Origin of the sequence: Protofrankia sp. Cr1 (assembly GCF_963555865.1) — a bacterium.
Classification (GTDB): Bacteria; Actinomycetota; Actinomycetes; order Frankiales; family Frankiaceae; genus Protofrankia.
Window position 1 is genome coordinate 1 of the sequence record NZ_CAUVXO010000700.1, and the last position, 1,265, is coordinate 1,265.

General features: G+C 68.9%; 1 protein-coding gene and 1 tRNA gene. Both read left to right on the forward strand.

Features of this window, described 5'->3' with window-relative positions; all coding sequences use genetic code 11:
• Window positions 1-177: 177 nt before the first annotated feature.
• Window positions 178-864 (forward strand): hypothetical protein, encoded by a 687-nt coding sequence (locus U9980_RS28195; RefSeq protein ID WP_322770704.1) that lies wholly within the window; start codon window positions 178-180, stop codon window positions 862-864.
• A 306-nt stretch (window positions 865-1,170) separates the two neighbouring features.
• Window positions 1,171-1,243: transfer RNA gene (locus tag U9980_RS28200), tRNA-Lys, on the forward strand.
• The last annotated feature ends 22 nt before the right edge of the window (window positions 1,244-1,265 follow it).

The following is a 1,265-nucleotide window of genomic DNA, read 5'->3' on the forward strand; positions in this document are numbered from 1 at the left end:
CGTGCGGCATCCGGTGTGAATCCGCGTTCAGTGTGGACCCGCGTTCAGTGTGGACGCGGCGCCAGGCCAGTAGGCAGCGCGAACCTGGCGCCCGGCCCGTGACCCGGCCGGGTGGGCGTGTCGTTCCTTCGTTCCGGTATGCGCTATAGTCACCCGTCACGTTCACGGGGGGGTTGCATGCTGGAGTTTTGCGAATTTATTGTCCTAGTCGTCATGATTGTCGGGTTTATTGGGCTGGTGCGCGGTCACCTTCACCGCGTGCGCGTCCACAACCGCCGTACCGCTGGATTCCTCACCGGCGCGAGTTTCCTGTGTTTCCTCGTGCTCGCGGCGGTCGGGGGCAACAACGGCCCGGCCACGGTGACGTCGTTGGCGGTGTCGAGCTCGCAGAGCCCGTCCGCCGACCCGTCCGCGTCACCGAGCCCGTCGGCCACGGTCGGGTTCCCTGCCGGCGAGGCCGTCGCAGCTGGGCCGGTGACCCCGACTGCTGGCGAGATCCCGGCGGCCCCGCAACCGGCCGTAGCGGTCGCGACGACGTCCGCGTCCGCCGCCGTGTCCGCAGCCGGGAACGCCGCCACGGCCCCGACTACACATCCGGTATCTCGACCATCGGCCCAGGCCGCGGGTCAGGCTCCCGCGGCTGCGCCCGCGCCGCGGCCGGCGACGACCGCGGCGGCCGCACCGGCGGGCAACTGTGACCCCGCCTACCCCGATGTCTGCCTTCATGACGGGATCGGCGACTACGACTGTGCCGGCGGCACGGGTGACGGCCCCAACTATGTGCGGGGCCCGCTGCGGGTGCGCTCGCCCGACCCGTTCAAGCTCGACGGTAATCACGACGGTACCGGTTGTGAGAACGGCTGACCGCTCTCCAGCCGCTCAAGCCGTGCCCGGCGCCGCCACGCACCAGCACGAGTGGAAGGTTTCCGTCCATATATCGGGCATTTCGGGCGTTCGATGTACGTCGACCTTCCACTCGTGCGCCGCTGCATGCTCCAGCTGGTCGGCCGACCAGCCCCGTCCATCCCGGCGGGCCGCTCGGGTCGACCGTGCCGCCGGACGCGTCGCCCGATCGCGGCTTCTTGTCGTCACGTTGGCTTTGGCTGGGGCCACTGGTGGACCTCGATCGTCCCTGGACCTGATACATTCAGATCCGTCGCAAGGCGACACGCGCCGCTAGCTCAATTGGCAGAGCAGCAGACTCTTAATCTGCGGGTTCGGGGTTCAAGTCCCTGGCGGCGCACCCATCCTGACCAGCGGTTATC

Bases quoted from the DNA above. Each gene is read 5' to 3' on its own strand.
- U9980_RS28195 (WP_322770704.1), top strand. From the start codon at position 178: ATGCTGGAGTTTTGCGAATTTATTGTCCTAGTCGTCATGATTGTCGGG.